Below are 234 nucleotides of genomic sequence, written 5' to 3' on the forward strand. Positions count from 1 at the left end.
GTGATCGAGAACGGTCTGCGCAACCGCATGCTGGACGGCGGCTTCCTGGGTGAGTTCGACGGTGACCGCGGTCACCTTGCCGAGTGCGCTGAGTTCGCGCTGACTGCGCGCGAGCCGCTCGCCGTCGATGTCCCATAGCGCGACCGATGCACCCGAGTTCAGCGCCCGTTGCGCCACTGCATAGCCGATGCCGCGCGCGCCGCCCGTGATGGCGACAACGCGTCCTTCCAGATC

The 234-nt window shown here is 67.9% G+C and carries 1 protein-coding gene; it reads right to left on the reverse strand.

The window, feature by feature from the left end:
• Nucleotides 1–234, reverse strand: a 234-nt coding sequence (locus SB753_RS41520; RefSeq protein ID WP_410805750.1) for an SDR family NAD(P)-dependent oxidoreductase, incomplete at both ends; no start/stop codon positions are given.

This window comes from Paraburkholderia sp. SIMBA_053 (genome assembly GCF_046534895.1).
In the GTDB taxonomy this organism is placed as follows: Bacteria; Pseudomonadota; Gammaproteobacteria; order Burkholderiales; family Burkholderiaceae; genus Paraburkholderia; species Paraburkholderia caledonica.